The 26,100-nt window shown below is 34.8% G+C and carries 19 protein-coding genes; 4 read left to right on the top strand and 15 right to left on the bottom strand.

Annotated elements, in window-relative coordinates; genetic code table 11:
• Positions 1-10 precede the first annotated feature (10 nt).
• Entirely contained in the window at positions 11-1,990 is a 1,980-nt protein-coding gene (locus tag AXG55_RS11585) for a hypothetical protein (RefSeq protein WP_148698271.1), read from the bottom strand.
• A gap of 935 nt (positions 1,991-2,925) precedes the next feature.
• Between AXG55_RS11585 and rho the strand changes: the two genes are divergently transcribed.
• The 4 genes from rho (at position 2,926) to AXG55_RS11565 (ending at position 17,331) form a co-directional block, all read left to right on the top strand.
• Positions 2,926-4,173, top strand: coding sequence for a transcription termination factor Rho (gene rho / locus AXG55_RS11580; RefSeq protein WP_148698857.1), 1,248 nt, complete (start codon positions 2,926-2,928; stop codon positions 4,171-4,173).
• 299 nt (positions 4,174-4,472) lie between these two features.
• The gene (locus tag AXG55_RS11575; RefSeq protein ID WP_233231187.1) at positions 4,473-5,585 is read left to right on the top strand and encodes a DUF2235 domain-containing protein; all 1,113 of its coding nucleotides are present in this window, start codon (positions 4,473-4,475) and stop codon (positions 5,583-5,585) included.
• 99 nt (positions 5,586-5,684) lie between these two features.
• Complete coding sequence (locus AXG55_RS11570; RefSeq protein ID WP_148698269.1) at positions 5,685-6,311, top strand: nucleoside/nucleotide kinase family protein; 627 nt, start codon at positions 5,685-5,687, stop codon at positions 6,309-6,311.
• A 310-nt stretch (positions 6,312-6,621) separates the two neighbouring features.
• The gene (locus AXG55_RS11565) at positions 6,622-17,331 is read left to right on the top strand and encodes a fibronectin type III domain-containing protein (protein ID WP_148698268.1); all 10,710 of its coding nucleotides are present in this window, start codon (positions 6,622-6,624) and stop codon (positions 17,329-17,331) included.
• A 110-nt stretch (positions 17,332-17,441) separates the two neighbouring features.
• Here AXG55_RS11565 and AXG55_RS11560 read toward each other — a convergent pair whose 3' ends face one another.
• From AXG55_RS11560 to rplR, 14 genes are all read right to left on the bottom strand, one after another.
• Positions 17,442-18,404 carry a LysM peptidoglycan-binding domain-containing protein gene (locus tag AXG55_RS11560; RefSeq protein WP_148698267.1) on the bottom strand — a complete coding sequence of 321 codons (963 nt, stop codon included), beginning with the start codon at positions 18,402-18,404 and terminating at the stop codon, positions 17,442-17,444.
• A gap of 358 nt (positions 18,405-18,762) precedes the next feature.
• On the bottom strand, positions 18,763-19,119 hold the full coding sequence (locus AXG55_RS11555) for a zinc ribbon domain-containing protein YjdM (protein WP_148698266.1): 357 nt from the start codon (positions 19,117-19,119) through the stop codon (positions 18,763-18,765).
• Between the two features lie 219 nt (positions 19,120-19,338).
• Entirely contained in the window at positions 19,339-19,740 is a 402-nt protein-coding gene (rplQ, locus tag AXG55_RS11550; RefSeq protein WP_148698265.1) for a 50S ribosomal protein L17, read from the bottom strand.
• A gap of 21 nt (positions 19,741-19,761) precedes the next feature.
• Positions 19,762-20,751 carry a DNA-directed RNA polymerase subunit alpha gene (locus AXG55_RS11545; protein WP_233231186.1) on the bottom strand — a complete coding sequence of 330 codons (990 nt, stop codon included), beginning with the start codon at positions 20,749-20,751 and terminating at the stop codon, positions 19,762-19,764.
• Between the two features lie 430 nt (positions 20,752-21,181).
• A complete protein-coding gene (gene rpsK / locus AXG55_RS11540; RefSeq protein WP_148698264.1) occupies positions 21,182-21,568 on the bottom strand; it encodes a 30S ribosomal protein S11 in 387 nt (128 codons plus the stop codon).
• Positions 21,569-21,594: 26 nt separating this feature from the next.
• On the bottom strand, positions 21,595-21,963 hold the full coding sequence (gene rpsM, locus AXG55_RS11535; RefSeq protein WP_148698263.1) for a 30S ribosomal protein S13: 369 nt from the start codon (positions 21,961-21,963) through the stop codon (positions 21,595-21,597).
• A 24-nt stretch (positions 21,964-21,987) separates the two neighbouring features.
• Entirely contained in the window at positions 21,988-22,101 is a 114-nt protein-coding gene (rpmJ, locus tag AXG55_RS11530) for a 50S ribosomal protein L36 (RefSeq protein ID WP_130610638.1), read from the bottom strand.
• Between the two features lie 37 nt (positions 22,102-22,138).
• Positions 22,139-22,447 (bottom strand): translation initiation factor IF-1, encoded by a 309-nt coding sequence (gene infA / locus AXG55_RS11525; protein WP_148698262.1) that lies wholly within the window; start codon positions 22,445-22,447, stop codon positions 22,139-22,141.
• A 74-nt stretch (positions 22,448-22,521) separates the two neighbouring features.
• Positions 22,522-23,184, bottom strand: a complete 663-nt coding sequence (locus AXG55_RS11520; RefSeq protein WP_233231185.1) for an adenylate kinase family protein — start codon at positions 23,182-23,184, stop codon at positions 22,522-22,524.
• Positions 23,185-23,197: 13 nt separating this feature from the next.
• Positions 23,198-24,469: a preprotein translocase subunit SecY gene (gene secY, locus AXG55_RS11515; RefSeq protein WP_233231184.1), complete on the bottom strand. Its 1,272-nt coding sequence runs from the start codon at positions 24,467-24,469 to the stop codon at positions 23,198-23,200.
• A 52-nt stretch (positions 24,470-24,521) separates the two neighbouring features.
• Entirely contained in the window at positions 24,522-24,941 is a 420-nt protein-coding gene (gene rplO, locus AXG55_RS11510; protein WP_148698259.1) for a 50S ribosomal protein L15, read from the bottom strand.
• A gap of 12 nt (positions 24,942-24,953) precedes the next feature.
• Positions 24,954-25,151 (bottom strand): 50S ribosomal protein L30, encoded by a 198-nt coding sequence (rpmD, locus tag AXG55_RS11505; RefSeq protein WP_148698258.1) that lies wholly within the window; start codon positions 25,149-25,151, stop codon positions 24,954-24,956.
• A gap of 16 nt (positions 25,152-25,167) precedes the next feature.
• Complete coding sequence (gene rpsE, locus AXG55_RS11500; protein WP_148698855.1) at positions 25,168-25,644, bottom strand: 30S ribosomal protein S5; 477 nt, start codon at positions 25,642-25,644, stop codon at positions 25,168-25,170.
• Positions 25,645-25,680: 36 nt separating this feature from the next.
• Positions 25,681-26,043, bottom strand: a complete 363-nt coding sequence (gene rplR, locus AXG55_RS11495) for a 50S ribosomal protein L18 (RefSeq protein ID WP_148698257.1) — start codon at positions 26,041-26,043, stop codon at positions 25,681-25,683.
• Positions 26,044-26,100: the final 57 nt, after the last annotated feature.

Raw genomic sequence — 26,100 nt, 5'->3', positions numbered from 1 at the left:
AAATTTAGTATTACTGAGCCCAAAATTCAATTCTAAATTTCTTTAGCTGTTGCAAGTCACTATTATGGGTACAAGCAAATACTGTGGCTGGATCGCAGTAATTTACAACAGGATCGGTAACAGGTCTAACATCATAAGGGCTAATTTCATGGAACCAAATCCAACCTAAGGCATCACTTGTTGCATTGTAGCAACGGAATGATGTTGTTAAACTAATTCCTCCGAATTTCTTGCTTGTAATTTTATTATTATTGGTATCTATATATTTGAAGAAAAATTGACTGTATCCTCTTAAATTTGAAGATTTCATAAAATCACCAGTCATACGGTCGGAGATAAAAATGACATTACCGGGTGTATAGCGTGGTGGTTTCCATTCTGCTTCAGTGCTACTTATTAATTTCCAAGCTTTAATATCATCGAATTCTTCATTGAATTCTCTGTAGAAGCCATCTTTTTTAATAGCAGACTTCTTTAGTTCGGCATAATTTTTTTGACAAGTCACTGTATCGGAAAAACATTTATTTATTAAATTTAAGAGCTGAGTAATATTATATTGAGCATTTTCTTTTGTTTCTTTAACAAGTTTTCTTTCATCATTAGCAAGATTTTTATAGGAATCTTTTGCTAATATGTCTACTGCTTTTATGTAATGAATATGATTTGACTTAAAATCTTGTTGTATTTTATATTTAAAGTTTATAAAACTTGGACTTGTATCGCTATAGTTTGAAATAACATCATTAATTAATTGATTTTCATTATTAACAATTGCTTTGTTGCTATAAAGCACTTTTGTTGAGTCGCTGTAATAAAATTTATTATTGCTATTTACATCTCTATTGTTTATTTCATCTTTTAATTGGTTTGGAAAGTCCTTTGCCGCATAATTTTTAAATTGACGAAATAAAGAATCACAAACATTCACTTGCTCTAAAGAACAATTGAAATTTACGATTTTCGATAATTGCGAAGGAGTTCCGCCAAGTTGAATGGCTCTAATAGATATTGTTGTGTTTTTGCGAACTTCTGCACTTAGTGAGTTAAATTTTGCTTTTGCTTCAATAGAAAAGCCACCATCTTTACCATCTCCATCACATCCATCTTTACCACATGTTTCCGTATCAAGTTCTTCGTTCAAAGTTTGATTTATTTGATCATTAGCAGTATTGGAATCTACGGGAGTTAAAGCAGTGCTATTTCCACCAGTGGCAGTGTTGTTATTTCTGCCCGCGTTGGCACTTGCGCTGCTCGGATTTGATTTTTTAGATTTTTTAGCGGCGCCAAATATAGGTGGTGTTTTTGCACCCAAAGATGCATCAAATTCCTCTTTTGTTTTCGCATCCGCAAAGATAAATTTTGTTGTAATTAAAAGTTGTGCTTTAACTTTTTGTTTAATTACAATTTGATCCCCGCAAAGATTAAAAAAGTTTACGTTTTTAGATTTTAAGTTATCATAGTGAACTTTTTTAAATCTAAATTCAGAATTGGGATTTTGTTTAACAAGTTCAACATAGCCTTTAGTAATTTCAATTGTTAAATTATAAGTTCTCGCCAAACTTGATGTCCCAGATTCTCTAGAATAATTAATTTCTGGAGAAACAGTGACAGGAACGCCTGTTTCATGAAGTGGAATATCGGCTTGAATACCAAAGCCAAGTTTATTGAGTAATTGATTGGAAGAAAGATTTTCCTCATAAGTAACTTGTGCAGAGGGTTGTAGTCGGAATTGAGATGCATCGTTTTCAAGGCATCTTTCCACATTCAGACCTGTGATACTGTTAAAACCCTTACCAATGTTATCGAGCCGCTCATCTATTTGTGTATTGAGCATTTGCATGTTTTCACTAAACTGAGCAAGCGCTTTTTTTCTTACAATTTTGCTAGATTGCTCCACGGCGGTGTTATTGCCCTGCAGATTTCCTTTGCCACAAGAACTGGTGAAAAGAATAAGAGCTGAAAAAGTTATAAACTTATTCAATATTTTCATAACGATACTCCTTACTGTTCCCTAAAGTGAATGGCTAAAGCCAAACGAAGGTGAGCAACAAAGTGGCTTATCGGTTTGAAGTGAAAAGAAATTTCATTATTTTGTAATTATTTTGTATTTATTTATATAAAGAATAAAAAATCTCTTCAGAGGTCATTTTTTAAATGAAAATATTTATAAAAAGCTTATTTGTTATGTCATCGAGGGGGGAAGGGGTTGACAGCCAATTGAATTCTTGTTAAAAAAAAGTGTGCTTTCATAAGCGCCCATTTGTATTATGGCGCAGCCAGCCCAAAATCCCTTCTTTTTTTAAGTATTTCTTCAACTTTTTTCTTTTGGAATCATTTAGCATGGTAGATGACAAAAATAATGATGACTTCGATAATGAGTCTCCTTCCCCTCGTAAACGTACAACAAATACAACAACGCGACGCTATATTCGTAGAACTCCCGAAGAAAGTACGCTTTTCAATGAAAATGCCTCTTCTTCAGCTTCTAGTTCGCAAACTGATTCCGATGGTGAAGGAATTTCTACGTATACCCCGTCAAGACGCGTTTTTACGAGATCAAAAGATCCATCAAACATGTCTTCGTCTTCTTCATCTCAAAGCAATAGCATGTCTTCCAATTCGAGTTTTACGCCGCGCACGACGCCCTTTGGTATGGGAACTCCTCCTCCTAACAGGATGGGCTCCCCACAGACTTCAATGAATGCAGGAGGAGGTTCTACGGTGCATCCCGCTTCGCCCGCTATGCAGCAGCAGTCACAAACAAGCTCCCATCAGCAGCCAAACCGTTCGTTTCAAGGACAAAATAGTCATTCTCAGCAAATGCCGCGCAATAATTACACCACAGCGAGAAGACCTGAATCTTCACGTCCGGTGCAAAGTGGTGCCGATGAAAAGGAACCTGAATTTAATTCAGAAGTTCCTGTTATGAACTTAAAAGAGCTTAAAGAAAAACATATTAGCGATTTAGTTCATATGGCTAAGGAAATGGGCATTGATGGCGCAGCAAACTTAAGAAAACAGGATCTTGTTTTCTCACTTCTAGAGGCTCAAGCTGTCCGCAATGGTGTGGTTTATTCTGAAGGTGTTCTTGAAACCTTGCCGGATGGTTTTGGGTTTTTAAGAGCTCCCGACTACAATTATTTGCCTGGGCCTGATGATATCTATGTTTCTCCATCGCAAATTCGTCGTTTTAATTTACGTACAGGCGATACGGTATCAGGACAAATTCGTCCACCAAAGGATAATGAACGTTACTTTGCGTTGTTAAAAGTAGAATCTGTAAATGGGGAAACTCCCGACTTTACAGGTGAAAAAATATTATTTGATAACTTAACAACAATTCACCCCGATTTCCGTTTTAAATTAGAAATCGATCCGCAAATTTACAGCACACGTCTAATCGACCTTTTTGCTCCTATTGGAAAAGGGCAGCGTGCTCTTATTGTGGCGCCTCCTAAAACAGGTAAAACAATTTTGCTGCAAAATATTGCGAATTCTATTGCGCAAAATCACCCTGAAGCTGTGCTTATTGTACTTCTTATTGACGAGCGTCCCGAGGAAGTTACCGATATGGAACGCTCTGTCCGTGGTGAAGTCGTGAGCAGTACCTTCGATGAGCCTGCTCAACGTCACGTACAAGTCGCTGAAATGGTTATTGAAAAAGCAAAAAGGTTGGTTGAGCACAAAAAAGATGTGGTCATTTTGCTCGACTCTATCACTCGTCTTGCGCGCGCTTACAACAGCGTCGTTCCTCCGAGCGGTAAAATATTAACCGGTGGTGTGGATGCCAATGCTCTTCATAAACCAAAGCGTTTCTTTGGTGCCGCACGTAATGTGGAAGAAGGCGGAAGCTTAACCATTATTGCAACAGCTCTTATCGATACCGGAAGCCGTATGGACGAAGTTATTTTTGAAGAGTTCAAGGGCACAGGTAACATGGAACTCGTTCTCGATCGCCGCTTGGCAGAACGCCGTGTGTTCCCTGCTATTGACATCAATAAGAGTGCTACGCGTCGTGAAGATCTTCTTTTGGCTCGCGAAACTCTCAATCGTCTTTGGGTACTCCGCAAGGTGCTTCACCCTATGTCGCCTATTGAGTCTATGGAATTCTTGCTCCAGCGTTTTGAACGCTCCGAAACCAATGATGACTTTTTAAATAGTATGAATGGTTAAATTGTTACCTTTTAATTTCAAACCCCGCATTTTGTGATGCGGGGTTTTTTTTTTGAAATAATTATTTTTTCAAACTATTTAATGGAATAAATCATTATATTTGATTAATTGCTATAAATATATTATGTTATATTTGCTATATTTCTAAAAATTTGAAATTTTAAATTAATTTTTGTATATTTTAAAAAAGGCTATACAAGCCTTAAAAAATAAAATTTTAAATATATTTTAATAAATAAATTAGCATTTCATTTATTAATTAAATCATTTTTTTAGAAGTGTATTTGAGGTTCATGCTGATGATTGATAATAAGTATATCACTTATTTTTTTGATGGAACTGGAAGCAATTTAAACAGTAAGCAAGAGATCGAAATAGGTAAGTCTGTTGTAGGTGAATTATATGAATTCAATAAATCAAATTCATTAGTCATTAATAGCCAGGGTGTGATTTTAAAAGAAAATAAAGAATATCGATGCGTAAAAATTTATTTTCCAGGTCCTGGTGCTGATCCTGGAGAATATGATGGGATCCCCTATCCAACACCAGGTAGGTCAAATTTTGATTCCTTATTTTTAAATGGCTATAAATCATATTATGTTAATACGCTGAATAAATTATTTGGAAATGGATGGGAGCATAATGAAGCAAAAGCTTTGAGTTGTGCCGCACAATTAAGCTACTCAAAAAAAGATAACCACATTATCATCGGATATAGCCGTGGAGCTATTACAGCAATTTCATTTTCTAAAAAATTATCAAAATTAAGACCAGGGAATAGAATTTTTCTTTTTTTAATTGATCCTGTTGCGGGTTCTGACTATTCGAAAATCAAAAATCACCCAAATTTTAGAGATCATTTTATAAGAAATAATAAAATAAATCCTTTTAAAATTGGTGAAAATGTTTATCACGCAAAAATTTTTTATGCTTGTAATGAAAAAAGAATTTTATTTAAACCACAACTTCCCTTGTTAGATAATATACAATATTATGATCGACCTTTGTATTTTTCTAAAAATACGGAAGCAGAGATTTATTTTATGTATGCAGATCATAGGCAAATTGCATATAGATATTATAAAAACATGGGAATAAATCATGGTGCTGGTCATAAGGTATATAATCAAATTGCTCATTGTATAAATAAAATTCCATTTTATTGCAGTGATAATTCAAACTTCATTTTTTATAATGAAGTTAATCTTAAAACCGATTCTATTTACCAATATCAAGACCGATATACTGATAAAGATCGCATTTCTAAATTAAGTAATAGAATTATTGCTAATGAAGTTTCAAGAAAAGAAAAATGGGTTACAAAAAAATATGCTCCTGGCGAACTTTTTAGACTTTCAAATTTGCTTAATAGTAAAAATTTCAATGTAATGTCGTGTTTGAAATGTATATAAAAATGTATATAAAAATGTATATAAAAATGTATATAAAAATGTATATAAAAATGTATATAAAAATGTATATAAAAATGTATTTTATATATAGGCGGTAAAATGAAAATTAAAGTTATAGGTTTTAGCGGTGTTTCAGGCGCAGGAAAAACAACCCTGGCAAAAAAATTATCTCAAAAATTAAATGCTTCCTGTTTGTTTTGGGATGATTTTGATGACATATCAAGCTCACCTGATGATTATGTGCAGTGGTATTTTAGAGGAAGCGATTATAAAGAATTTAATTATGTGAGTCTTGCGCATGTTTTATTTGAATTAAAAAAGGGCAATCATATTGTCCATCCTGTTTTTAAAAATGTGATACCTCCCACGCCTTTTATTGTTTTTGATGCTCCTCCAGGAAGATTACACGAGCAAACGGGGCAATTCATTGACTATCAAGTGCATATCGATGTTCCGCTCGATATTTCGTTAGTGCGTAGGACAATGCGCGATTTTAAAAATGAAAATAAAACCAAAGAAGAATTAATTGATGATCTTGAGTTTTATTTAAATTATTCAAGACCGTTGTTTTTTGATGAGCAATTAAAATTAAAAGCAGACTGTATTATAAACGGATGCCTTTCAACAGAAGAGCAAGTTGAAATTGTATATCAAAATTTAAAAGTAAAAAAAATTTTAATTCAAGATGAAAATAGCTTTTTAAATAAAGACGATACAAATATTTGATCTCCATATTAAAAAACATTCCGATGCTTTTGTTTTTGATGTGTTTATAATATTTATAAAACATAGAATATAAATAAAAATGATTACAAAATGTAATAATAAAAATAATTACATTTTGTAATAAAAATGATTACAAAATGTAATATTTAATTTCAGATGCAAAAATTATATGACAATACTATTTTAAATAAATAAAAAGGATATATATTAATTTAAAATAGTATTATATAGTTTAAAATATCATTAAATAGTTAAAACACAATTATATAATTAAAATATATATTATTATATTTTAATTAAATGGGGTATTATGTTGTTAATTATTAAAATGTTAAAAAAATATTTATTTATAATATTTTTAAATATCTTGATTATTTCTTGTAATTTTAACCCGTTTAGTGGTTTGCCTCCATATACTGTGGGGGGCGGTGATTTTTCAATTAAAGCGGGATTAGCAGAGAACAATGGTGTTAATATAATTTGGGGTATTTCAGATCAGTCTGATAGTTATTCTGTTATATATGGAACTTCAAGAGGAAATTATAATAATAAAGCAATAAATTGCACTTCAATAACTGTTAATAAATGTGAAATATCAAACTTAATAAATGACGTTACTTATTTTATTAGAGTTGTTGCAACAAATAAATTTGGATCCATTAAATCATTAAATGAACTTACTGTAACTGCCTCTCCTCTTAAAATTACTTCTTCCCAAGAAGGTGCAGTGCGAATTAGTTGGAATAATATTGGCTGTGGATTAGGAAATACAAATTACACTCTACAATATGGAACATCTCCAACCGAATTAACAAATAGTATTTCCAATTTAAGAGAATCCTATCTACTTAAAGAACTCAATAATGGTACAACATATTATTTTCAAATTATTGCAGTTAATCCTGCTGGTAATGAATCGAGTGAGGTTATTTCCGTACCCATATATAATCCTCCTTCAGCTCCTATATGGAGTGCTCTTCCTACTGTTAATTCAAGTGGCATTACACTTAATTGGAATGCTTCTGTAGGATCTGGAAATATTAAATATTTTTTAATTCGAAGTTTGAAATCAATTTATGACTCTAGTTATGATCTTGATGTTGATTTTGCAATTGTAGAAGAATGTTTTGATATCAGTGAATTAAGTTGCACTGATAATGCTGTAAATTTAGTTCCAGCGAATTTATATTATTATTTGTTAATCGCAGAAAATGAGGGAGGTTTTTCTCTTCTTTCAACTGAGCAGTCTGCGACGACATTTCCGGCAATTCCAAATTCATTGAAACTTAAATCAGTAGCATCCAGTAGCAATTTATTAAGTTGGAATTCCTTATATGGAAATGCTGATATCACGTTTAATATTTATAGTTCGGTATTAACGCCAGTTCAAATTATTGCGGGAAATAAGATTGGCTCTTCAAGTTCAACAAATATTTTACCAAATTTAAATTATTTAGACAGTTCTGTTTTTTTAGAAAATCAATTATACTATTACTCTGTTACGGCAACTGATATCAGTGGGACATCTTTAAGCTCTACTGAGCAAAGTATACCCTCTGCTTTATTAACAGCGCCCTCTTCTCTCTCGGCTAGTTCTGTTTTATCAAATTCTCTGTCTTTAAATTGGATATTAAGCGTTGGAAATGCACCTTTAAATTTTAAAGTTTATCGTTCTTTAACAGGTACTTCGGATAGTTGGGAAGAACCAATAGATTTAGATTCTTCTTTATCTTATTTTGATAGTTCTCTGTTAGAAAATACAAATTATTATTATAAAGTAGGTGCAATAAATGCACGAGCGAATGCAGCGGAACAAATATCATCTGTATTTAATACAGTCACAGCTCTTAAGACAGCACCTACATTAAATAATCCTATAAATACAACTTATAATTCAATAAATTTTCAGTGGAATAGCTTACCAAATAATGGGACAGTTACGTATAATTTATATCGATCTACAACGGGTTTACCGAATAGCTGGGGAGCATATATTTATACAACAACATCAGAATTAAATTATTTAGATAATATTGGTTTACTAGAAAATACGAACTACTATTATATGTTAACAGCAAATAATAATGCTATAGGAGCGACGGCTCTGAGTTCAAATATAGTTTCTGTTACCACAGGTATAAATACAATACCAACATTCAATGCGGCAACAAATGTGACCTCATCCGCAATTACTTTAAATTGGAATTCTTTGCCAAATAATGGGTCGGTTATATATAATTTATATCGTTCAACAAGCGGTAATTTAGGAACTTGGGGTGATCCTATTTATTCAGGTCCTTTAGTTTCATATACTGACAATAATAATGAAAAGGGTTTATCTGAAAATACAAATTATTTTTATTATATTGCCGCTAGTAATAATTTATCTGGAAAATCTGATGTAAATTCAGCAATTTTGCAAGTGACTTCTGCCTTGCAAACAATTCCTTCTTTTATTTCATCTGCGACCAATGTGACTTCATCTTCTGTAACTTTAAATTGGAATGCGGCTCCAAATAACGGAACTGTGACTTATAAATTATACCGCTCTCTTACGGGGTTGTTAGGGAGTTGGGGCAATGCTATTAATGTAACAACCTCTGCATTAACGTATACAGATAATGTTGGTTTAATAGAAAATAATAATTATTATTATATGTTAACTGAAACAAATTCATCGCCCTCGGCGCTAGCGCTAAGTTCTGATGTTTTTCCCATAACAACAGATTTATTAACAGTACCTTCTTTTATTTTACCAATTACAAATATCACAAATAATTCTGCAACAATTAGCTGGAATGCAGCAATAAATAATGGAATTGTAAATTATTACTTATATCGTTCTAATACAGGGATTGCAGAATCTTGGAGTGGTCCTATAAATACTTTAACAACTGCAACAACTTTTGGCGACTCGGGGCTAATTGAGAATACAATTTATTATTATATGATTTCAGCTTCAAATAATTCTTCTAAGTCAAAGACAATAGACTCATTATCTGCAAGTATGACAACAGCATTATTAACTGCCCCTACTTTATATGCGAGTGCTGTTTCTACAAATTCAGTCACATTGCAATGGAATGCATCAAATGGAAATGGAGCGGTAAATTATAATATATATAGATCCACTTCTTTGCCCGTAGGCACATCTTCTGGTGCTATTTGTTCTAACGTAATAATTAATTCATGCACGGATAATTCAGTTATACCAAGTGAAGTTTATTATTATTTAATTACGGCAACAAATGCCGTGAATACTGTAACGGAAAGTTCTCCATTTATAGTGACTACATTGCCAAATAATCCAACGGTTCTTAATGCTGTGGCATCAGATGGAACTGTTGTCTTAACGTGGCCGCAAAGTTCTGGAGCAGGTTCTCCATCTTTAATAACTTATTTAGTACAGCGTTCACGTTCACTTGTTGGTGGTTATCAAAATGTGAGTGGTTGTGATAATATATCAAATTCGAGTTTAACATGTACTGATATTGTTCCTGTTGTTGATGGCAATCCTTATTATTATAAAGTAACAGCATTGACTGCGGGAAACATATCATCAACTCCAAGTCCAGTGACAGCTGTAGTCCCTATAACTAAAATTTCTTCAATTAGTGTTATCTCGGCCGTAAGTTCAATTACTTTAAGTTGGAGTGGTGCCGTAGGAGCGTCGAGTTTTGCCGTTTATAGCTCTTTAAGTGCAGCTGGTTCTTCTCCGAGTAATGGGGGCACAAATACAGGTTGTACTAGTTCTCCTTGTGTTTTTAGTGCTTCATTAGGTCAAATTTATTATTATACTATTGTTGCTAATAACTCAGGAGTAAATTCATCAGCATCTACAACTTCAAATGAATATTCAGCTGAAGTTCATGTTACTCCAATTAAAACTGTAAAGGCGCAGACGAATCAGGTTTATTTAGAATGGACTTCTGTAGCAAATGCAACTAATTATACAATTTATTATTCATCAACACCGGGGACAGCAATTAGTGGAGGAGTGATTGGATGCAATGCAAATTTAGTTTTATCATGTACTGTAGCAGGATTGACAAATGGACAAACTTATTATTTTGCCATTGTAATTACGAAATCTGTTGGTGGAATATATAATGGTACAGAAGAGCTAGCTGTGCCATTAGGAAATTTTGATATTATTTCCTTATCTTCTACAAATTTAACGACTGCTTCTATTAATTGGAGTTCTTCTTTAGGAGCAACAAGTTATGATATTTCTTATGGAACAAGTTCTGGAGTTTATACAATAACATTACCAACGGTGAGCTCTAGTGTTACATTACCTTACTCTTTTTCAGGTCTTACTGCCGGTAATTTATATTATGTCATGGTTATAGCAAAAAATGCTTACGGGTCTGTTATTGCAAATTCGGAAAAACAATTACTCATGCGCGCAGGAATTCCTACGGGATTGTCTATTTCAAGCGTGACTTCGACAGCGGCATCATTGTTATGGAATGTTTTAAATGGCAATCCTAATGTAACATATAATATTTATAGATCCACAATAAATTCTAGTCCCTTTGTTGCAAATCCTTCTACCGCTGTCTGCAATATTTTATCAACAAACTCTCCAAATAATGTATGTAATGATAGTTTAATAACAGAAAATACAAATTATTATTATGTAATCACTTCTTCTAATTTAGTTGGAGAATCCTCACGGTCTTCAACTGTTTCAACGACAACCGCTTTGGCAACAGCACCTTCATTCTCAACAACAACAAATATTACACCTACTTCTATGACTTTAAACTGGAATTCTGCCCCTAATAATGGAACGGTGATTTATCGTTTATACCGTTCATCATCAAGTTCTTCGGGGCCTTGGATAGGGCCTATTAATGTTCCCTCTAGTGCATTAACTTTTTCTGATTTGGGATTGACAGAAAATACAAACTATTATTACAAAGTAACAGCGTTAAACAATGCTCCCAATGCTATTGCTTTAGATTCATCAGTGCTATCAATATCTACTGCCTTATCGACTATTCCTACATTTATAGAGCCAGCAACAAATGTCACTTCAAATTCAATCACTTTAAACTGGAATTCTGCTCCTCATAATGGGAGTATGATTTATTCACTTTATCGTTCAACTTCAGGAACCACAGGACCTTGGGAAGGACCCATTAATGTTCCCTCAAGTTCAAAAACATTTACCGATACAAATCTTTTTGAAAATCAAATCTACTATTATAGGGTATCTGCTAGGAATTCCTTATCTGGTGCTTCTGATATTTTTTCTGCAGCAACGGAAGTCACAACGGCAATTATAACAATTCCCAAATTTATATCTTCAGCTTCAAATATTACGGCAAATTCACTCAAATTAAATTGGAATATATTACCAAATAATGGAAAGGTTACTTATATTTTATATCGCTCCCTTACGGGGATTCTGGGAAGTTTTGGTTCCCCTATTTTTGAAAAGGATTCAGTAACAAGTTATTTAGATTTAAATGTAAGTGAAAATACAAATTATTATTATCAACTTACTGTTATTAATGAAGCCCCTAATTCTAGTCCTATTTATTCTTCAATATTTCAGGTAACTACTGATATTGCTACATCACCAGGGAGTATTTCTGTAACAAATGTCACTTCATCTTCATTAAATATAAGTTGGAGTTCCGTACCAAGCAATGGGTTAGTCACATACAATTTATACCGTTCAACGACAGGAGCTGATGATAGTTGGGGAACGGCTATTAATAAAAATAAAAGCACATCTTTTTATAGTGATTCTTCTTTGTCAGAAAATACAAATTATTATTATATGGTTTCGGCAACAAATAATTCTGGTGTGACTAATTTCAAATCAAGCTCTTATTTAGTTACAACAGCAATTTCAACCTTGCCAACTTTTATTACCTCAGCTACATCAGTTTCAGCTACTTCAGTGCAATTAAGTTGGAATAAACTACCTAATAATGGAAAAGTTACTTATAATTTGTATCGTTCTACATCGGGTTCAAATGGAACTTGGGGTTCGTCAATTATTGTTCCTTCAAGTGCAACAGCTTTTTTGGACACAGGATTAAATGAAAATACAATTTATTATTATTCACTAACTGCAATAAATAATGCGCCTGGTGCGAGTGCTATTTATTCAGCAGTTTATTCTATTACCACAGATTTGCAATCTATTCCTACATTTAATTCAGCAACCAATATTTCAGCAAACTCACTAACTCTTAATTGGAATTCTTATTCAAATAATGGAAATGTCACTTATAAATTATACCGTTCAACAACAGGAGATGATGACAGTTGGGGAGCGCCTATTAATAAATTATTCACTGCAACAACATATACAGATAATGGATTAAATGAAAATACTATTTATTATTATATGGTTACTGCTTCTAATTCATCAACTACTTCAACACCAAAAAATTCTTTACCACAATCAAATACAACAGCATTAACAAATTCAACTAATTTAACGAATATTTCCATTTCAACGACAACAGCTTCTTTTAAATGGAATTCAGTCTTAGGCAATGCTTCTGTTAATTATTCTTTATATCGTTCCCTATCTTTGCCAGTAAGTACTTCTGGGGGAGCAATTTGTAGCAATATTTCGATTAAAAATTGTACAGATAATACTATGGTTTCTAGCACCTTATATTATTATGTTGTAACTGCGTCAAATTCTCAAAATACAGTTACTTCAAAGCCAATTAATGTAACAACATTGCCTCTGGCACCCACAGCCCCCATTGCAAGTGCAGTGGATGCCTCTGTGAGTTTAACTTGGGCTTCAAGTGTGGGTTCTGGGATAGCGGCAACAACAACTTATTTGGTTCAGAGATCGAGAACGATCGGGAGTGGTTATCAAGATGTAAATGGCTGCACAAATGTTTCGGATGTAAGCAGATCTTGTGTCGATATTGTTCCTACTGTTGATGGCGCTCCTTATTATTATAAGGTAACGGCTATGACATCAGGTGGTAACTCATTGACAGACAGCCCTGCCACGGCAGTCACTCCCATAGTTCCCATAACTTTTGTTTCAACGACAACATCATCGACAAATATAAATTTAACTTGGAGCGGCGCCGCAGGCGGCACCACATTCAAAGTATACAGTTCTATATCAGCTGGTGGTTCTGTGCCGGCTTTAGGTACATTAACACCATGCTCTTCTTCTCCGTGTAACTTTGTCGTCGGCACGCTAGGGCAAACGATTTATTATACTATTATTGCTTTAAATTCAGGAATTAATGCCAGTGCTTTCACACAATCTGCGGAAGTTTCAGCAACACCTTTAAATTCTTTTTCGCCGAAAGTTACGGCGCAAAATTCTCAAATTTCGCTAAATTGGAACTCGATTGCAAATGCAACGGATTATAAAATTTATTATTCAACGACTTCAGGTCAGGCAATCAATGGAAATGTAATTGGTTGTGATGCTTTTTTAGCGACTTCTTGTGTCATTTCAGGATTAACAAACGGACAAACTTATTATTTTGCACTTTCTGTTACAAGAAGTATAGGAGGTACTTTAATAAGTTCAGAAGAATCTGGAATTCCTATAGGTAGTTTTTCTATTACAAATATTGTTGCTAATTCAAATTCGGCAAATGTAATATGGAGTCTTTCTGCTGGTGCAAGTAATTATGATGTTACCTATGGAACTCTGTCTGGTACATATATAAAAACAGTGAATGTGATTTCTACGGGGGCAGCAACCCAATCAACTTCTATTATTTCTTTGACCGCAGGAACAAATTATTATTTTATGGTTCGAGCTAAAAATACCAATGGTATTGTAAATGCGAATGCAGAATATTCTATAATTACGACTCCAGTTGCACCAGAAAACTTTTCAATATTAGGAGTAGGAAGTGATTTTGCAATCCTCCAATGGGATAACAATTTAATTAATTTGGGAATTACTTATGATGTATATCGATCTACAAAAAGTGGCTTTAATATTACAGATAACGATGTTGTTTTTGCTTGTTCATATTATGTGACTTCATCTACTCCCTTTCAGCTGAGTTGCAATGATAATGCAAGCCCTAATTTAATTGAAAATACAAAATATTATTATAAGATTATTGCTGTTACAGATGCGGTCGGGAATAATGAGTCTGTAAGTTCGAGTGCTTCAAATCAAATATCTGTAACAACAAAATTTAATCCAACTGATAATTATAGTTTAAGTGTTTCTAATTTAACTGACACGAGTTTAACTTTATCATGGAAATTTAATGTAGGAAGTGATTTCATTTCGTATTCTGTTTATCAATCAGATTCTCCTTTAGCAACTTCAACGGGCACAGTTATAAATTGCTCACCAGCTATTTCACCTTCTTTACCAAGTGTAACAAACATTTGTAATGTAAGTGGTTTAAATGCAAATCAGAAATATTATTTTGCGGTAAAAGCTTCAAATAATGCTCCTGCGAGCTCTAACTCAATATCTTCGAGTGATTTATCAATTATTACAAATTTTCCATCAAACGGTTCTTTAATAATATCTCAAAGTAACAATACAACAGGGACAAGCGTTACTTTAAGATGGGCATTAAATATTGGTTTTGCAAATGTGAATTATTCAATTTATCAATCTGGTACGTTAATAACTCCTTCTTGTTCATCACCTTCACCTTTAACTTCAATATCACCCTCTACAACTGTGACATGCTCAATTACGGGCTTAACAGAAAATACATCTTATGATTTTAAAGTGGTCGCAACAAATGGGAATGATACAATAACTTCAAATATTTTAACTGTAATTACTATTCCTGTAACTGCGCCCACAGGCTTAACAGCCTCAATATCGAGTGTCACTGCAATTGGATTAAATTGGGATGCATATAGTAAGGGAAGTGCCGCTTTTTCTTATTATGTTTATGCGTCAACAAACCCTGTTTTTGCAGATTCAAATGCATTTTTATTTTGTAATAATATTTCCATTACAAGCTGTTCAAACACTCAAGTGTCTGGTATAAATCTCTCTGTGGGAACCATTTATTATTTTATTCTTGTTGTTAAAAATGCTTCTGGAAAATCAATAGCATCAAATTATTTACCTGCGATAAGCATAAGTTTTTCACCTCCTATAAATAGCATAGCTCCTACTTTAAATGGTGTGGGATTAAGCTCGTCTGGTATTATTACAACATCGGGAAATGTTCTGACAGCAAATCAGGGCTCTTGGAGTAATGCTACAAGTTGTGTGAATCAATGGAATATAAATAATGCACTCATCAGCAATACGAGCACAACATATACAACACAATCCAGCGATTTATGCAGAGTGGTTTCCTATTGTGTTTCGTGTCAAAATTTACTGGGTACAACTACCTCCTGTAGCAGTGGTACAGCATCAAGCAATGGAATAAATATCACTAATATTTTAAGCAGCTATGCTTCAAGAGTGCAGACGGTAAGTGGGAATACATTAACAGCGGCAGGTCAAACTCAAATACAAGGCTTTTTAAATAATTTAATCACAAATAATGTTCCCTTTCCCGATGTCATATATGCCATGAGAAATCATCAAAATGCGGGGACGGGGACAACTTTGTTTGAACTTTTTTGCGATAGCCATAACGCCACATTATCCTCTTCCACATTTACTTGGGATTCAAAAGGCATTTTAGGAGATTCGACAAAATCGACTGTGGCTCCTTACTATGGGATTGCTGTTTCACCAACAATATTTTCAACATCGTTGCCCTCAACGCAAATTGCTGTTTCAAAAACTCCTATTTTAAACCCAACAGCAACACAAAATGGCGTGTTTGGCTACACAATGGTATCGGGAAGTGCCACTGGTTATGGCTTGGGTTACGGGGCTTCAAATAGCATACTCGATCAAATATCTGGAAATTATAATCTTTCCTATGCCGATGCTTTTCAAGGGAAATTTAATTTTGTAGGGCGCTCCTTAAATGGCTCTATGGTTGATATTAAAATAAATAGTTTAACCAATTCATATGCTAATTCTAACCTAGGTGGAGGGGCTTTTGTCATTGGAAATTATACCTACGCTTCCCCAAATTCCTCTTCACAAATTAATGGGTATATTCCTTTTGCTGCTGCCTATAGCTCCAGAGCATTGCCTTTAGCGCAAATGGAGACATTGCGCCAAGCTTATAATTCTTCCCTTGGTCAAGCCATGCCCTTTAATTTATATATAGCAAGCTTTAGTTCTAATTCTTATAGGTTATGCCCTGTGGACGTAATAAGTGGCGCATGCAGTTTCAATCCTGCTAGCACAGGCTCTGGTTTTAATGGACCTCATCATATTATATTTAATAAAGGTTTTGCTTACATCGTTAATTATTTTTCAGTTAATGCAAGTGTGTGTCGTGTAAGTGTCGTAGATGGTTCTTTAAGTAATTGTACAAATATAGCTATAGATCTAGATCGAGCCCTTGGTATTGGCTTGAGCATTTATGGAGGATATGCTTATTATGGAAGAACAAATTCAACAAAAAATACAACAAATGTTATTGTTTGTAATGTAAGTGATTCGACGGGTGCTCTTAGCGGTTGTACCGATTCCGGAGATAAGGAGTTTATAAGTCCTGTGGGAAGTGCTGCATATAATAATTATTTATATGTGGCTAATAACGGTGGCAGTACAATACGATATTGCTCAATTAATTCTACAAATGGTAAATTAATATCTTGTAATAATACTGGTGAGCTATTGATTAAACCTCGTGGAATTTCTTTTTTTAATAACTACGCGTATATAAGCAATCTTGGTAATAGTAATGGTAATGGTTACATAGTTTATTGTAAGGTCAATTTAGCAAATGGAACCTTAACAGATTGTGCCACTACAGGAGTCGGAATAGCCTTTAGGAATCCCGATCAAATGACTTTCAATAAAGAAGGGGTAGTTTATATTGATGATTTTGGTTATGAATCAGTTATACAATGTAATGTAAATTCAAATGGGACGTTAACGGATTGTAAATTACCTACTCCTGGATATGGCATTTTTGGTTTGAGAGGCGTTGGTATTTATTAATTTCTGGAAAGAGGAAACACTTTTTTGAGCTGACAGATACAAGTGAGAGTTTCAAAATGAATTGGTTATTCTATAGCAATTAAAATAGTAAGATAAATCCCTCCAAAAATTTAAAATTCATAAGTATAACCTAACGTTAAATTTATTTCATATTCTATAATTAAACCTGAAGTGCCTTCATAATGTTTATAATTAAAATTAGAATTATAATTATTATTTAAAGAATAATCTATATAATAAATTGAATAAATAAATGAGGGCCCTATATAGAAATTTGAAAATCTATATAAGGCCGAAGTTGCTAAACCAAAATTGCACATGATAGAGGGTTGTATTTTTTCAGCAATAAGTGTATTATTATTCAAATATGTTTCTCTTTCCCAAGTTAAATTGAAAGTATAATATAAATAAGGGTTTAAGTAAAAATCTAATCCATTATTATATTTTCTATATAATAAATCGAGTCCAAATTGATATGTCTTAAAAATAAGATTATCACTATTAAATCTTGAGCTATTAGAATAACTAGCTTTTAGATTTTCATATTTGAAACCTAAACCATAATAGATGTCTTTTTCTTCATCCAATGCCAGTAATGATTTAAGATAAATATTATAACCGGTATAATTATCGGATTGAGCTGTAAAAGAAGAGTAACCAGTACTTACTAAATTTAAACTATTCAAATTATAATTCATGTTATTTTCATTTGTTTTCTCCGGTTTTTTATTATATATATCTAATTTTTCAATTTTATTTTTTGTAATCAAATTATCTTTTTGAGGCTCATTATAAAAATTACATAGAATTATATTTGGATATGGCATTCTTATAATTTGATTAGGATAAATAAGTGAATTTTCCTTTTTAATTTTTTGATTTAGTTTGTAAGTTTTTTGTAAGTAACCATTTTTTCCATATATAAATTTAAAATCATATGCATATAAAATATCTGATAAAGTATCTCCAGATTTTACTTTATGTAAGCAATAATTATTTTCTTTGGCATATACGCCGTTTTTTAGTCCTATAATTAAAAGTATAAATATTAATTTATTGTAAATAAATGGCATAATTTTATTTTTTTATCTTCTACTCCGTGTTTTCGGTATAAAATTTTTACTCTATTAGATATTAAATAGATTGGTTTTATTAAGCTATTTTTTTTATATAATATTGAAATCTTTATCGACATAAAGAATAAAAAATAAATTTTTAATACATTTGAAAGATGTCAATTATTCATAATGATAAAAGTGTTATTATAATTAATTTTAAAAATGATATTTATTACATTTAGATGACAATTTTATTGCAAATTGATGTGAACTTCTCTTTCAATCAATGTTTGTTCAATTGTGTCCTTTCGATAATTTCACTTGATTTAAAAATTTTACAGAATGAATTAAAAGTATGTTTTTTAAGCTGATTTTAATTTAAAACTTTTTTCACATACTCTGACTTTAATTGCATGGAGCCCATGCCCTCAATTTTGCAATCAATATCGTGATCACCTTCTACAAGTCGGATGATTTTCACTTTAGTCCCTACTTTTACAACTGAGGAAGAGCCTTTTACTTTTAAATCTTTAATGACTGTTACCATATCACCATCGCTGAGCACGTTTCCGTGGGCATCACGCACGGCACTTTGAACATCCATAGCTTTTTCTTCATTAATTAAACTTGTTTTAGACCATTCGTGTGAGCATTCAGGGCAAATAAATAAAGTTCCATCTTCATAAATGTATTGTGAATGACATTGCGGGCAGGAAGGTAAATTGCTCATATGTTTTTCCTATATTTGTGCAGATATCTATGAAATCGCTAAGAGATATCTCTTAGTAATTCTTTCTTGTTACTTTGGCAGCTCTTTTTGTATGAATAGATTTTCATGTCTCATTTTTTTTAACTGCTAATCTCTTTTTTAAACATAAAAATAAAGCCCGGCAGAGAATATTTATTTTCTCTGCCGGGCTTTATTTTTTTATGCGGGTAACTATATAAATTAGTTAGCAGCAACAGGAGCTGTTGTTTCAGCTGCTTTGATGGCAGTAGGTTCTACGAACTCGATAATTGCTCTTCTGGCATTATCACCTGGGCGTAAGCCGAGTTTTAAAATTCGCGTGTAACCACCTTGTCTTGTCGCATTTGCAGGAGCAACTCTAGAGAAGAGATCTCCAACAGATTTTTTGCTATAAAGAGTTGCGGCAGCACTTCTGCGATTGTTCACGCTATCAACGCGAGCTAAAGCAACGAGTGGCTCAACAACTTTTCTTAATTCTTTTGCGCGCTCAATAGTTGTCACTACAGTGCCATACTCAATAAGTTGAGTTGCTAATCCACGGAGAAGCGCTTTACGACCAGCGGAGTCTCTGTTTAATTTTCTATGTGCTAAACGATGTCTCATGTTCTTCCATCCTTAATCAGACTAAATTCTATCCCTAAGCTTAGTAGGGTCAAATCCCTCTATCTTCATGCCAAGATGGAGTCCCATTTCAGCAAGGAGGTCTTTAATTTCGTTCAAAGTTTTACGGCCGAAATTCTTAGTTTTAAGCATTTCAGCTTCAGTTCTAATAACAAGTTCTCCGATATAACGAATACCTGCATTTTCAAGGCAGTTAGCAGCTCTCACAGAAAGTTCGAGTTCATCAACTGATTTATATAGGTTCTCATTCAAACGAGCATCCACTTGAATAGAATCAATCACTTGAACTTCATCGTCAGCTTCTTGGAAATTTATAAAGATAGATAGCTGATCTTTAAGGATTTTAGCTGCATAAGCCAAAGCATCTTCGGAAGTGACAGCGCCATTTGTGCTGATTTCCAAAATAAGCTTGTTAAAATCAGAGCGTTGGCCAATACGAGTATCGGATACGCTAAAACTAACTCTTTTAACTGGTGAGAAGACAGCATCAATAGGAATTACGCCTAATGGTAAACCGTCTTTAACGGCATCACTTGTTAAATATCCTTTGCCTGTTCTAACTGTGATTTCAGCTTTGAATTTTCCACCCGCACCCACAGTACAAATAATGTGGTCAGGATTTAAAATGCGAAGTGAACCGTCTGAAATGACATCGGATCCCCTGACAACTTTAGGTCCTACAACGTCGATAATAGCGGTTTTTTCACCTTCTGTATCGAGCCATACGTCTAAAGCTTTCAAGTTTAAAACAATCTCTGTTACATCTTCTGAAACGTCAGGAACTGTCGAAAACTCATGTTCTACTCCTTCAATGCGCAAACCTACAACAGCAGCACCTTGAAGAGAAGAAAGCAAAACACGACGCAATGCGTTACCCAACGTAGTCCCAAAACCACGCTCCAGAGGCTTAGCTATAAATCTCCCAAAAGCAGAAGAAATATCTTCTTTTTCAATAAACTGCGGCTTTAACAGCGCCTTCCAGTTGCTCTGCATTATTGACTCCGTCAACTTTTCCGTTTCGTATTTTGCCCCAAAGTACCTTCTGAACTTATTAATCACAAGGTTTCACTATTCATTTGCTCACGAACCGGAATTTGAATAATTTCACGAACCGGTTTTTACAGAGTACATGACCAAGTGATACAAGTTGCCTTGTAGCACTCTTTTTACCATTTACCAAGTAAAAACGATAAAGCATAAAACTCATAACACCAATTAAAACTTCGCGTTAGAAGTTTGACTGCCTTACCTTTTCTTTAAAGATCTGCTTATCAAACAAATCCCAACTTTTTTATGAGCACACTAAAATAGCGAAGACTTTATAAAAATAAAGATCATCGATCTTAAAAATTTAAAAAACCAGGCTTTTCATAAAATGAAAAGCCCAAAGGCACCCTTTTTATGACAAAAGGCGCTTTGGCTATTAAACCCTACGACGCTTTGGTGGCCTGCATCCATTGTGTGGAACAGGCGTTGCATCTTTAATAAGTGTAACTTTAATTCCTGTTGCAGAAATAGCACGCACAGCGGATTCTCTACCAGAACCAGGGCCTGTTACTATAACTGAACAGCTTTTCATTCCACAGTCAATCGCCTTGCGAGCCGCATCTTCAGCAGCAACTTGCGCTGCAAAAGGAGTGCTACGACGAGAGCCTTTGAAACCTTTGCTACCCGCACTTGACCAAGTAATAACGTCACCATTTGCATCTGCAAATGTAACAATGGTATTGTTAAAACTCGCAGAAATAGTAGCTATTCCGGTCGGAACATTGCGCTTAACGCGCTTTTTCTTTGATACTACCTTATTCATTATCAAATTTCCTCACACTTGAGAAGTTACTTCTTCTTGTTCGCTACAGTCTTCTTTGGACCTTTACGTGTACGCGCATTCGTCTTTGTTCTTTGCCCGCGAACAGGTAATCCCCTGCGGTGACGAAGGCCACGGTAACAACCTAAATCCATTAAGCGCTTGATATTGGACTGAACAAGACGACGCAAATCACCTTCAACAGTGTGGTTTGTATCTATAAGCTTTCTTATGGCGTTAATCTGATCGTCGTTAAGATCTTGGGTGCGAGTGTCTCTATTTATAGACAATTGATCCAATATCTTTTGAGAGGATTTACGACCAAGACCATGTATATACGTAAGCGAAATTTCGATACGCTTGTTACGCGGAATGTCAACGCCCGCAATTCTTGCCACAACTAACCTCCGATATTCTTTCTATTAACCTTGACGCTGCTTGTGTTTTTTATTTTCACAAATAACTCTAACTACACCAACGCGACGAATTACTTTGCATTTATCGCAAATTGGCTTTACACTAGCTCTAACCTTCATTAGCATAAACTCCTAGTAAAAACTCACAAAAATATTATTATTTAGACCTAAAAACGATTTTAGCTCTAAACCGGCCATCTTTAGTCTTATCATTTGGATTTAGTTCAACTTTTACTCTATCACTAGGCAATATGTTGATGCAATTCATTTTCATTCGACCCGATACATGAGCTAAAACCTTGAGACTATTGTCGAGTTCTACTATAAATAAATTGTTAGGTAACTTTTCTGCAACGATACCTTCCAATTCAACTTTTTTAGGTCTGTCTTCTTCTAGCTCAACCCTCTTGGCTTTGTCGTCTTCGTCAAACTTCGCCTTTTTAGGTTTATTATCATATTCAGCCATTTACATTCATACTCCAATGAGAACAAAGAGCGTTATTGGGTATCCCAATCTGCTGCTTAAATCAAGTTCAATCTTTATTTTCTTAACAAAATTGATACAATTTCAGCATAAACAATTTCGGGCTGACGTAACCCATCAATAATGCTTAAGTTGTTTTTATCAGCATAGTATGAAACCAATGGAAGAGTTTCCTGCTGATAAACAGCAAAACGTCTTTTTACTGTTTCGGGTTCATCGTCCTTACGGCGGAACATTGTCCCCGTTTTTTCGCAACTTCTACAAGCATAATGAGACATGTCTGTATGAGGTGCGATAGATTCAATTTTCCCGCAAGCGGAACACGTCCATCTTCTTTCAAATCTCTCTAGTAATTTGTTCAAGTCAGCCGATAGCGAAATGACGAGATCAACTTTACTAGAAAACTTGCCAATAAGAACTTCAAATTCTTTTGCTTGAGAAAGGTTTCTAGGAATGCCATCTAACAAAATAAGATCGTTATTTTGAAAGTTCATAGAGCTTAAAGCACTCTCCAAACATTCGAAAATTGATTTGTCATCAACTAAATGTCCTGCTTCAACAATGCTTTTTACCCTCAATCCTAGAGCGGATTCAGAAGCAATTTCCTGGCGAATGATAGCGCCAGTAGAGATATGCTTTACTCCTAAGCGTGTGCTCAATAAAGAACACTGGGTTCCCTTGCCTACGCCTGGAGGGCCTAAAAAAATGATTACCTTCATTAATAACCCTGCTTCATAACCTTGTATCATTCGCTGTTGTATCTCGTGAATGAGATGGGAAAATCAGAAAGTCATATTTTTGCGTTGCAAGCTGCGCTCTTACTTGGCGAATTGCTTCAAGAGCCACACCAACAACAATCAAAAGAGAAGTTCCACCAAACGTCATTTGCTGAGAGAAAGTTCCACCAACCAATGAAGGGACGATAACAATAAGATTCATATAAATAGCACCTGCAAATGTGAGGCGCGTCACTACGGTATCTAAAGCTTCAGCCGTTTCACTTCCGGGGCGAACACCAGGGATATAAGCATTTTGCTTTTTCAAGTTTTCAGCAACATCATCTGATTTAAAGACAATAGAGGCATAGAAAAAGGAAAAGAATAAACCCAACACAACAAAGACAGCATTATACAACCAATGCCCTGGTAAAAAATCCGATAACCAAACATTTCCAGCAGCACCCTTAAAACTTAAAAAGGTAGCAGGCACCGCTAAAATGGTGGAAGCAAAGATAGCCGCCATAATACCAGCCATATTCACTTTTAAAGGCAAATGCGTTGCTTGCGCAGACATAACCCTTTTTCCAACCAAGCGCTTGGCATAATGAATAGGAACTTTTCTATAACTTTGTTCAAAAAACGTAACTGCAAAAACAAGAAGAAGTGCAAAAGCAACAATACCAAGCGCTCCTAACAAAGCACCACTATTTTGCTTAACCATTTCAACAATTGTATTTGCGGATGAAGGTAAATAAGCAACGATACCAGCAAAAATAAGCAAACTAATTCCGTTTCCTATACCTTTGTCCGTGATTTGCTCACCTAACCACATAACAAAACAACTTCCAGCAGCCATTAAAACACAAGACATGAGTCTAAAGGACAAGCCAGGATCGAGTACGATCATTCCACCATTAGGGCCCCGTGATGCCTCTAATCCCGCCGATAATAAATAGGCTTGGACAAGGGCTAAAAGAACGGAAAGGGTCCTTGTAATGCGGGTGATCTTTTGTCTACCTACGCCACCCTCTTTTTGCATTTGTTCCAGCGAAGGAACAACAACAGTCATGAGTTGGATAATAATACTTGCAGAAATATAAGGCATGACTGCAAGGCTAAAAATGGAGAAGTGACTTAACGCACCGCCTGAAAACATATTAAATATTTTAAGCAAGCCCGCGCCCTGTTGACTTGCAAAAAGAGCAAGCTCTTTCGCATCGATACCAGGCACAGGGATATGCACTCCAAAGCGGAAAACGAGAAGTGCTAACAATGTAAACAACAAACGCTTTACAAGGACATTTTCTGTCCAGCCACTTCCCTGAGGCATCCTCTGATTACTCCTCGATGGTTACGCCTTTTGCGAGCAGTTTTTCACGTGCTCCAGCGGACATAACAAAGTTTTTCACAGTTTTAAGATCTGCAGGAACTTCACCAACAGAAAGTAATTTTGCAATGCCTTTCGCTACAAATCCACGACCATCTAAAATGCCCGCTTCAATGTATTGTGAAGAATCTTTGAGATTCAAGGATTCTACGTTAATTGCGCAAGCGTTTTTAAATCCACGTTTTGGAATTCTACGGTAAAGAGGAGTTTGACCCCCTTCAAAACCAGGACGGATGCTAGAGCCAGAACGAGCTGTTTGGCCTTTACCACCGCGACCACCTGTTTTACCAAGACCACTACCTGGGCCTCTACCTAAACGGCGTCTATCTTTTCTTGCACCCGGATTAGGGCGAAGTTCTTCTATTCTCACTTTAATTACTCCTTACTCAGCTGGTTCAACCCTGATAAATTGAATTACCTTGTTGACCTGGCCAAGTACTGGGTTCACGTTTGGTAATACACGTGAGGAACCAATTTTAGAAAGACCAAGTGAAACTAGGGTTCTGCGCTGTGATTCGCTACGTCCTGCAAAGCTACGAAGCAAAGTCACTTTAATTTTTGGGGTATTAATATTTTGCATTTTAGAGAGTCCCCTTTTACTTACGTGCTTTTAAGTATTCTTCAGTAGTAGAAAGCTGTTTTAAACCCTTAAATGTTGCTTTTACAACATTGTGAGGATTACGACTACCTTGAATTTTCGCCATAATATTAGGAATGCCTGCAAGCTCAGCAACAGCACGCACTGAACTTCCTGCAACAATACCACTACCTTCAGTAGCTGGGCTCAAAAGAAGGTGACTTGCGCCAAACTTTGCATTCACTACAAATGGAATGGTTTGTTTTTCCATTGGCACTGTAATGAGTGATTTTTTTGCTTGTGCAACCGCTTTTCTAACAGCCTCTGGAACTTCAGCAGCTTTGCCGAGACCATAGCCTACTGTACCTTGACGATCACCAACAACAACAAGGGCGGAAAAGCTCATACGTCTACCGCCTTTGACTGTTTTGGATACGCGTGAAACACTAACGACACGATCTTCAAAACGATCTTTTTTCTGTTCTTCTTTATTCATTTGCATTTTCTGCTCTTCCTTAATAAAGTTAAGTTCTTAGAACTGAAGACCAGCTTCACGAGCGGAATCAGCAAGAACTTGAACACGCCCATGGTATGTGAAACCGTTTCTGTCAAATACAACAGCTCCGACACCCGCTTTTTTCGCTCTTTCAGCAACAAGATTTCCAACTTTTACAGCCATTGTCTTGCCGCGAAGGCCAGTTGCTTTTACATCGGCTTCAATAGAACTTGCGCATGCAATTACAATACCTTTTGCATCATCAATAACTTGAGCCTGAATGTGGCGGCTGCTCTTGAAGATACAAAGGCGAGGTTTTGTTAAATCAGAAGAACGACGACGCCAAAAGCGCATTTTGCGCAATTGTCTGATCTGTTTGCGATTAATTATACGATACATAACATCTCCTGGTTTTCTGCTAACATACAGAAAACACGAAACAATAAGCAGGCAAAA

It is taken from the genome of Silvanigrella aquatica, assembly GCF_001907975.1.
In the GTDB taxonomy this organism is placed as follows: Bacteria; Bdellovibrionota_B; Oligoflexia; order Silvanigrellales; family Silvanigrellaceae; genus Silvanigrella; species Silvanigrella aquatica.
This window is presented reverse-complemented; position numbering and strand designations above follow the sequence as displayed.

Coding starts and splice junctions, on each gene's coding strand:
- AXG55_RS11585 (WP_148698271.1), bottom strand. CDS start 1,990: ATGAAAATATTGAATAAGTTTATAACTTTTTCAGCTCTTATTCTTTTC.
- rho (WP_148698857.1), top strand. CDS start 2,926: ATGAACTTAAAAGAGCTTAAAGAAAAACATATTAGCGATTTAGTTCAT.
- AXG55_RS11575 (WP_233231187.1), top strand. CDS start 4,473: ATGATTGATAATAAGTATATCACTTATTTTTTTGATGGAACTGGAAGC.
- AXG55_RS11570 (WP_148698269.1), top strand. CDS start 5,685: ATGAAAATTAAAGTTATAGGTTTTAGCGGTGTTTCAGGCGCAGGAAAA.
- AXG55_RS11565 (WP_148698268.1), top strand. CDS start 6,622: ATGTTGTTAATTATTAAAATGTTAAAAAAATATTTATTTATAATATTT.
- AXG55_RS11560 (WP_148698267.1), bottom strand. CDS start 18,404: ATGCCATTTATTTACAATAAATTAATATTTATACTTTTAATTATAGGA.
- AXG55_RS11555 (WP_148698266.1), bottom strand. CDS start 19,119: ATGAGCAATTTACCTTCCTGCCCGCAATGTCATTCACAATACATTTAT.
- rplQ (WP_148698265.1), bottom strand. CDS start 19,740: ATGAGACATCGTTTAGCACATAGAAAATTAAACAGAGACTCCGCTGGT.
- AXG55_RS11545 (WP_233231186.1), bottom strand. CDS start 20,751: ATGCAGAGCAACTGGAAGGCGCTGTTAAAGCCGCAGTTTATTGAAAAA.
- rpsK (WP_148698264.1), bottom strand. CDS start 21,568: ATGAATAAGGTAGTATCAAAGAAAAAGCGCGTTAAGCGCAATGTTCCG.
- rpmJ (WP_130610638.1), bottom strand. CDS start 22,101: ATGAAGGTTAGAGCTAGTGTAAAGCCAATTTGCGATAAATGCAAAGTA.
- infA (WP_148698262.1), bottom strand. CDS start 22,447: ATGGCTGAATATGATAATAAACCTAAAAAGGCGAAGTTTGACGAAGAC.
- AXG55_RS11520 (WP_233231185.1), bottom strand. CDS start 23,184: ATGAAGGTAATCATTTTTTTAGGCCCTCCAGGCGTAGGCAAGGGAACC.
- rpmD (WP_148698258.1), bottom strand. CDS start 25,151: ATGCAAAATATTAATACCCCAAAAATTAAAGTGACTTTGCTTCGTAGC.
- rpsE (WP_148698855.1), bottom strand. CDS start 25,644: ATGAATAAAGAAGAACAGAAAAAAGATCGTTTTGAAGATCGTGTCGTT.
- rplR (WP_148698257.1), bottom strand. CDS start 26,043: ATGTATCGTATAATTAATCGCAAACAGATCAGACAATTGCGCAAAATG.